This window comes from Nereida sp. (genome assembly GCF_965655635.1).
Lineage (GTDB): Bacteria > Pseudomonadota > Alphaproteobacteria > Rhodobacterales > Rhodobacteraceae > Nereida.
In genome coordinates, this window is record NZ_CBFHHE010000025.1 from 20,923 (window position 1) to 28,897 (window position 7,975).

Here is a 7,975-nt window from a genome sequence, read left to right on the forward strand (position 1 = left end):
CCCCGACACTCAACCGGCCCAAATTTGCGCATCGGGGCATTTGACCCATCCCTTTCTGGGGTGTAGAACAAAACAAGAACATCTGGGAATCAATGTGCCGTGTATGGAGCCGATATTTATTCAAAAGCAAAAGTTTTCTCACCCGCAGCAAGCCGGGCCAGTCCATCATACTTTATCGGAGGTTTTCCCCAAAACTGGCACAGACGCCGCGGCGCTGGCCTATGTCATTTCATGTTTGCCGCGCACCAATGCTCCTATCCTATGGGTGCAAGATCGCCTATCAGCGCGCGAAACGGGACGGCCCTATCTTGCAGGTATTGGTGCAGGGCGAGCCATCATTACCATCAATCTATCCCGCCCCGTCGATGTATTATGGGCCCTAGAAAACGGCTTGCGATGCCACACACTCGCAGCTGTCATCGGAGAGCTTTGGGGCGATCCAAACGCTGTAAATTTCACAGCTACAAAACGGATCGCGCTCCGCTCAGAGGCATCAAATGTGCCGTGCTGGCTGATCCGTCATGCAGCAACCCCGAACCTGAGTGCTGCACGCGCGCGCTGGCGCATTGGCTCGGCCCCCTCTGCGCGTCATCCTCACGATCAACAGGCACCAGGTATGCCACGCTGGTCTCTCGACTTGTTTCGCGCGCATCACGCACGGCCTGCCAAATGGACTGTCACTTATGACCGGACGACGGATCGTGTCGATCCACTTCCCCTACCTCGCAATAGAGAGGTGGGAGCGCGTGATGGAGCGGCAAGGCAACTCACCGGCTGATGACATACCACTTACCCTAATTGTTGAGGGAGCCCATGGCCCTGTGATTTATGCTACAAATCGCTCCGCACGAACCATGGGCGTTCAAATCGGTGCACGCGTCGTCGACATGAGGGCGATTTGCCCTGAGTTACAAACAGAATACGCCAACCAAGCAGGGGACAAAGCTGCCCTAGAACGGCTTGTACTTTGGGCGCGGCGTTGGTGTCCGTGGACCGCGAGCGATGGCGCAGATGGGCTGATCTTGGATACAACGGGATCCGCACATCTTTTCGGCGGCGAAGATGCGATGTTGATCGAAATGGAAACGCAGTTCTCATTACTTGGGCTAACATCACGTCTCGCGATTGCACCAACCCAAGGGGCCGCGTGGGCATTGGCGCGCTTTGGCCCCGTGCGCAGCATATGTACGGAAGGTGAAATCGTACAAAGACTTAGCCCTTTGCCCGTAAATGGTCTTCGGCTGAATGCAGAAACAGTACTACTTCTGCAACGTCTTGGGCTCAAAACAATCGGGGCACTTATGAATGTGCCTCGCCTCTCTTTGACGCGCAGATTTGTCAAAGCAGCCCTAACCGCTAACCCACTGGTGCGCTTGGATCAGACCTTGGGTAAGCTTGCAGAACCAGTAGCAAGCGTTGAGGCAAAGCCGCGTTTTTCCGCACAAAGCAGGCTCCCAGAACCAGTATTCGACCCCGCACCCTATTTACCACAACTGTGCGACGACCTCTGTGACGCGCTGCAGAAAGCGGGAATGGGGTGTCGCTATCTAAATTTGACAGTTTACAGAACTGATGGCGATGTCAGCCACATAGATGTCGCCACCGCAGCCAGTACCCGTGATCCGGTCCATTTACACAGCCTTTTTCGGGACAAGCTTGAGCGCATAAACCCGGGGTTTGGCTTTGATCTGATCACGCTTTCCGCAGGTGGCATTGAGGCGATCCAAATAGTGCAAACCCAATTAGACGGTGAGGCACACGGTGATCTACAGCTGACACAACTTTTGGACCGGCTTACCGCCAAATTTGGTCCGCGATCAGTGTCATATCCGGTGGTGTATGAAAGCCACGTCCCCGAGCGTGCTCAGGGACGTATAAGCAATTTCGGCGCTCCGCCGCCCCAAACTGCTGAATTGATAAAAGAACGTCCGATCAAGCTATTGGACGCGCCCGAAGAAGTGCATGTCCTTTACGCTGTACCCGAAGGCCCACCCGCACAATTTATATGGCGCAGAAAAACCCACCGCGTCACACGTTATGCTGGGCCCGAACGCATTGCTCCGGAGTGGTGGAAGGACCAACCCGGTACACGTTTGCGCGATTACTTCAAGATTGAGGATCAAACAGGACGCCGCATATGGCTCTATCGTGAGGGCCTGCATGAAGATGGACGCGGCGGTGATCCGCGCTGGTTTATCCATGGGATGTTTGCCTGATGCCCCAAAACGATCATCAGCATGAGAAGCGCACGATTAAAGATGAAAAAGGCTTCATTAAAAACCCTCCCAGCCCTTTTGTAGAGCTTGGGATAAGCACCTGTTTTTCGTTTTTACGCGGCGCTTCGGATGCAGTTGATCTTGCAGTTACCGCTAATGCATTAGGCTATGACAAACTTGGCTGCGCAGACCTCAACACAATGGCTGGTGTTGTACGGTTGCATGCGGAGGCTCGCAAAGCACAAGTTACACCTGTCATCGGGTGCCGTTTACAACTGGTCACAGGTGAAACATTCCTCGCTTATCCACGCGACCGTGCCGCGTATGGCAGGCTGTGCGCGCTACTGTCCAAAGGCAAAATGCAGATGACAGACGGCGCATGGCAAACCAAAGGCGCATGCGACATCACTTTGGACGATCTGGCCAGCCACAGCCAAGACGTGCAACTGATCCTAATTCCAAACGAAAACATTGATCATTTCAGCGCTGGACTGCCTCGCTTGCAGCGCGCCCTACCAAGTATGAAATATATCGCCGCCAGCTATCTTTACTGCGGTGACGACCGCGCGCGGATCAACCATCTTGATCAAATTTCACGCGCCAACGGGTTATCTATTCTGGCCACCAACGACGTTCAGTACCACGCCCCCGAGCGACGTCCGCTGCAAGATGTCATGACCTGCATTTTACACAAAACAACCATCCATAGAGCGGGTTTTTTATTGCAGGCAAATGCAGAGCGTCATTTGAAGTCACCGGCGCAAATGGAAGCGCTTTTTGCGCAGTGGCCTCATGCATTGCGAGCCACGCGTGAAGTTGCAGATGCGTGCCACTTTGATCTGCGGGAATTATCCTATGAATACCCAAAAGAAACTGTGCCCCACGGACGTACAGCCCAAGAGCACCTTGAGAAACAAACATGGAACGGCGCTCGGTGGCGCTACCCCGAGGGAGTTCCCGCGACTGTTACTGCCACTCTACACAAAGAGTTGGCGCTCATCGCCAAGCTGGATATTGCGCAATATTTCCTGACCATCCAAAATATTGTGAATTTCGCACGGCATAAATGCAAACCGCCCATCTTGTGCCAAGGGCGTGGGTCTGCTGCCAACTCTGCGGTATGTTACGTTCTTGGTATAACGGCAGTTGATCCGGCAACCAATGATTTGCTGTTTGAACGGTTCATAAGCGAAGAGCGCAAAGAGCCCCCGGACATCGACGTAGATTTTGAGCACGAACGGCGCGAAGAAGTTATTCAGCATATCTATGGCACCTATGGCCGCAATCGCGCAGCCCTATGTGCTACTGTAATTCACTACCGCCCCCGCATGGCCGTGCGCGAAGTGGGGAAGGTCATGGGACTTTCCGAAGACATCACATCCGCGCTTTCCAAAACAATTTGGGGATCATGGGGGCGCGAAGTGGGCGCCCGTGAAGCGAAACAAGCAGGGCTTGATTTAAGTGATCCTTTGCTCGCACGTACAATTAAAATTGCAGATCAAATGATTGGAATGCCCCGCCACCTCGGCCAGCACGTAGGCGGCTTCATTCTAACTGAAAGCCCGCTGAGCCACACAGTGCCCATCGGAAATGGTGCAATGCCAGACCGAAGTTTTATTGAGTGGGACAAAGGCGACATAGAGGAGTTACGCATCCTTAAAGTAGATGTGCTAGCGCTTGGGATGCTCACCTGCATTCGAAAGGCCTTTGATCTGATCAAAGCACATCATGGGCGCGAAGTTACCCTTGCTACAGTCGAACAAGACGACGAAGCAGTCTATGATATGCTATGCAAAGGCGACAGCCTTGGCGTATTTCAGGTTGAAAGCAGGGCGCAAATGAACATGCTGCCAAGGCTCAAGCCGCGCGAGTTTTACGACCTAGTCATTCAAGTTGCGATTGTCCGACCCGGCCCAATCCAAGGCGACATGGTGCATCCATATTTACGCAGGCGTAGCGGCAAAGAGCCCGAGGAATACCCGTCCCCTGCCGCGCCCCATGACCCGGATGAACTGAAAAAAGTTCTGCATCGAACTAAAGGCGTGCCAATCTTTCAGGAGCAAGCGATGAAAGTGGCCATGGTGGCAGCCGAATTTTCGCCAGATGAGGCAAATCAGCTGCGCAAGGCAATGGCTACGTTTAGATCACGCGGCACGATTGGTGCACTAGAAGAAAAAATGGTCGGACGCATGATCAGGCGCGGTTATGATCCAGACTTTGCAAACCGCTGTTTTCATCAGATCAAAGGGTTCGGCGATTACGGATTTCCAGAAAGTCACGCCGCAAGCTTTGCTCATCTTGTTTATGTTTCGAGTTGGATCAAATATCATTATCCAGATGTCTTTTGCACCGCTCTGCTAAACTCACAACCTATGGGCTTTTATGCACCCGCCCAGATTGTCCGAGACGCCCGCGAGCATGGCCTTACGGTCCACCCGCCCGATGTGAATTACAGCGGTTGGGACAATACTCTAGAGCCCGTAAGCATAGAGAAAAGCAAAAGCACTTTTGCCGTGCGCCTTGGCCTACGCCAAATAGATGGAATGCGACAAGACATGGCCCACCGAATTATGCAGGCCCGCCATATGCCTTTCATAGATTTGCTCGACATCAAAAAACGCGCCCATCTTGATGCAGGGACAATCCGTAAATTAGCTGCGGCTGATGCTCTGCGCTCAATGCAACTAGATAGGCGGCAAGCTCTTTGGGACGCTCGCGCCCTTCAAGACACACCCGATTTACCGCTATTTCAAGACAAGCCTGACGAAGGTGGTGAAGTACAGTTTACTCTATCTCAAATGCCCCTTTGCGAGCATGTCGTTGCGGATTACCAAACCACCCGATTGTCTCTGAAGGCGCACCCAATGGCATTCTTGCGCAAAAGCATGACCAAGCAAGGGTATACAACGACCAAATCACTTGATCACATGCGAAACGGCCAACGGGTAAAGCTGGCTGGCATTGTTCTGATCCGTCAACGCCCAGGTAGTGCAAAAGGGGTGTGCTTCATAACCTTAGAAGACGAACTTGGGGTCGCTAATTTAGTGATTTGGCCAAAGATGATGGAGGCATTCCGCAAAGTAATAATGAGCGCACGCGTGATTGATGTGACAGGTGTCGTGCAACGCGCAGATGGCGTAATCCACTTGGTCGCCCACCACTTAGAAGATCGAAGCGATGCACTGGACCGCTTGTCTGATGACACCATCGTTACGCCACTTGCCCGTGCTGATGAGATCAAAAAAGCGCTGCCTAGCCCGCCACATGGTCATCCACGTGATGCGCGTGTCATCCCCAAATCACGCGATTTTCACTAGCGATCAGTTACAGCTTTGCGACATCTATAAAACCAACCCAGCACACCAGACTAATGGATGCGCACTCCTTGTCCTTCAATCACCTTCTGGACGGCCTGAACATCAACATCCTCAAAAGCAGTGTTGTTCTTTACAGACCACGCAGCCGCAACACCCGCACCCTGCCCCTGGACCACGCAGCACGCCATGTTTCGGGTCGCCACGTGTGAAATACGATCACCCCCTGTGGCCCGTCCTGCCACGATCAGGTTCTTCACACCCTTAGGCAGCATCGACCGATAGGGGATGTGCATGTACCGCCCAGTGGTCGGCAAAATCAAAATGCCATAACCATCGATAAACTCCGGATAAATGCCGATGCTGTCCTCAAATCTAGAATGTCCGCGCACATCTTGTTCGGTCATATTATTTTATATACTGCATCAACTTAGCGCGTGTCGCGAATCCCGATCGACATTCCATAGTTCCGCAGCCGCACGCCATCACAACCCGGTGTATATTGGCGAAGCGCGTCAATCGCGTGCATTGCTTGTTTGCGGCCCTCGATCTCGAACTGCGTCATGCTGTCGGGGTCCGTACCATCGCATCCCGCCAGATGGATAAGTTTCATATAAGTCATTTCACCACTGTCGTGCACCGCGCCCCACGTGCCACCAATCGTGTTCAAATGCGCAGGGATCACACCGTCGCGGATTGCCTGCTCAAATGGCTTGCCCAGAAACGGCGAAAACATCGTGTCTTCTTTGCCGGCCGTCTCAACCTCCCACTCGCCCGAGGACCAGTCTTTATAGGTCTGCGGATTACTGTGGACGCCCTCCATAAACTTGGTCTTATCCACACCAGCCAAATGGAACATGACGCTGGCGCCCTGCATTTCTTCGACGAGTGTTTTCGCCGTTGCGCAGCCAGCTCGGGCCGCAACATCAGCGTCGCCTGTGGCATCAATAATGCGCTTGGCCAATATCGTCTGGCGCCCCGCTTTTGATTCCACAATCACTCCTGAAACAGCACCATCGGTTATGATGGGTGCTACAAACTGCCAGTGCAGCATCGGATGAATACCTGCTTCCTCAACAAGGCAATCAGCGACGAACTTAAAACCCTCGCTGTCCAACTCATAGCTGAGCGATTGGCTTTCAGGCACAGCGGTACCCGTTGCTTTGGCGCGCTCTTCAAACTCACGACCGATACCGTTTGCTTCGACGGTTTACTCGTGGCGGTACCATGCAAACCCTTCGACACCGACGACAGTAATGTTGACGCCAAAACAACCAAAGCGCTCCAACAAGGTCACTTCCACACCACATCTCGCAGCCGCAAGCGCCGCGGCCAGACCAGCTGGGCCAGAGTCTACAACAAGCATGTCCGTTTTGTGAACCACAGGGATGTCACGCGCCGATTCCAAGATTGAAGTCAAAGACATCACGCCGCCCGCATCAGCCGTCCGTTTCGCTCACCGGCTACGGTACTGCGGGCACGCACAGCCGCAATGATGTTTTACCCCTTCGCATGATCAGCAAGCTATCCTTGCCGTCGCTTTGCAACAAGCATCAGCATCGCAGGTGTCACCACGAGCGTGAGCACAGTGGCAACGACTAAGCCACCCACAATGGCCGAAGACAGCTCGGTCCACCACTGCGTCGATGGTGCGCCATACACGTTCTCGGGTGAAGAAATTCAGGTTCAGCCCGATCACTATTGGCATCAACCCCAAGGCAGTCGTCACCGAAGTCCAAATAACCGGCCGTAAACGCTGTGCTGCCGTCCGCAATGCCGCCTCCCAAGGCGATTGGCCCAGCTTCTGAGGTCATTGTATGTGTCAATCAAAACAATATTGTTGTTCACCACGACCCCCATCTCGGGCACTGCGCCGGACGGTACCAGCACCAACCCATTCGGCACACCATAGCACGGATTATCGCCAGCATTATTTATGGGGCAAATCCCAACTGATGGTCAGCAACAACACATCAGCGGTCGTTCGGCTTTGGGTGACGCCCCAAAACGGCTACTAAGAAGAAGCGCGTATCCGCGATTTCTGGGCTGCGGGCGATGATAAGGTGATCTTCCGCAAGGCTCTCTGACAAACCAACGCCCTTTGCCGCATCACCGGCGGAGGGCTCCTTTGCAGACATTCATGCGCAGCGCAGCATCGTGCACTTTGGCCTCACAGCTGCCGTTTGCTGCAATACCTACCAAAGTCGGGTTTAGGCTTGAAGCTACCGTACCGCGGTTTGGGGCGTTTTCATCCTGCTACATGACGTGACGCACAATGCGGTCCGCGCTCTAAACGTAGCGCCGGACATTCACGGAGCGCCAAGGGCCACCCTGGGGTGTCTGTTAACGTATTGATAATGTTTTATTGTGTTGGTTGCGGGAGTAGGATTTGAACCTACGACCTTCAGGTTATGAGCCTGACGAGCTACCGGGCTGCTCCATCCC

The 7,975-nt window shown here is 53.6% G+C and carries 4 protein-coding genes and 2 pseudogenes; 3 read left to right on the forward strand and 3 right to left on the reverse strand.

Annotated features, from left to right (window positions below; all coding sequences use genetic code 11):
* Window positions 1-265: 265 nt before the first annotated feature.
* From ACTF5M_RS08545 to ACTF5M_RS08555, 3 genes are read left to right on the forward strand one after another with little or no spacing between them, the layout of a single operon-like run.
* Entirely contained in the window at window positions 266-778 is a 513-nt protein-coding gene (locus ACTF5M_RS08545; RefSeq protein ID WP_438960602.1) for a hypothetical protein, read from the forward strand.
* Complete coding sequence (locus ACTF5M_RS08550) at window positions 684-2,216, forward strand: Y-family DNA polymerase (protein WP_438960603.1); 1,533 nt, start codon at window positions 684-686, stop codon at window positions 2,214-2,216. The genes ACTF5M_RS08545 and ACTF5M_RS08550 overlap by 95 nt, the downstream gene beginning before the upstream one ends.
* A complete protein-coding gene (locus ACTF5M_RS08555) occupies window positions 2,216-5,533 on the forward strand; it encodes an error-prone DNA polymerase (RefSeq protein WP_438960604.1) in 3,318 nt (1,105 codons plus the stop codon). The genes ACTF5M_RS08550 and ACTF5M_RS08555 overlap by 1 nt, the downstream gene beginning before the upstream one ends.
* 50 nt (window positions 5,534-5,583) lie before the next feature.
* On the opposite strand, the pseudogene ACTF5M_RS08560 reads toward ACTF5M_RS08555, so the two are convergent.
* The 3 genes and pseudogenes from ACTF5M_RS08560 to ACTF5M_RS08570 all read right to left on the reverse strand — a co-directional run bounded on the left by ACTF5M_RS08560 (window position 5,584) and on the right by ACTF5M_RS08570 (window position 7,668).
* Window positions 5,584-6,956, reverse strand: a pseudogene (locus ACTF5M_RS08560) (FAD-dependent oxidoreductase).
* A gap of 98 nt (window positions 6,957-7,054) precedes the next feature.
* A pseudogene (locus tag ACTF5M_RS08565) lies at window positions 7,055-7,387 on the reverse strand (efflux RND transporter permease subunit); the annotation flags it as partial.
* 116 nt (window positions 7,388-7,503) lie between these two features.
* Window positions 7,504-7,668 carry a hypothetical protein gene (locus ACTF5M_RS08570; RefSeq protein WP_438960605.1) on the reverse strand — a complete coding sequence of 55 codons (165 nt, stop codon included), beginning with the start codon at window positions 7,666-7,668 and terminating at the stop codon, window positions 7,504-7,506.
* Window positions 7,669-7,975: the final 307 nt, after the last annotated feature.

Excerpts from the sequence above, each read along its gene's own strand:
- ACTF5M_RS08550 (WP_438960603.1), top strand. The coding sequence starts at position 684 with ATGACCGGACGACGGATCGTGTCGATCCACTTCCCCTACCTCGCAATA.
- ACTF5M_RS08555 (WP_438960604.1), top strand. The coding sequence starts at position 2,216 with ATGCCCCAAAACGATCATCAGCATGAGAAGCGCACGATTAAAGATGAA.
- ACTF5M_RS08570 (WP_438960605.1), bottom strand. The coding sequence starts at position 7,668 with ATGTCTGCAAAGGAGCCCTCCGCCGGTGATGCGGCAAAGGGCGTTGGT.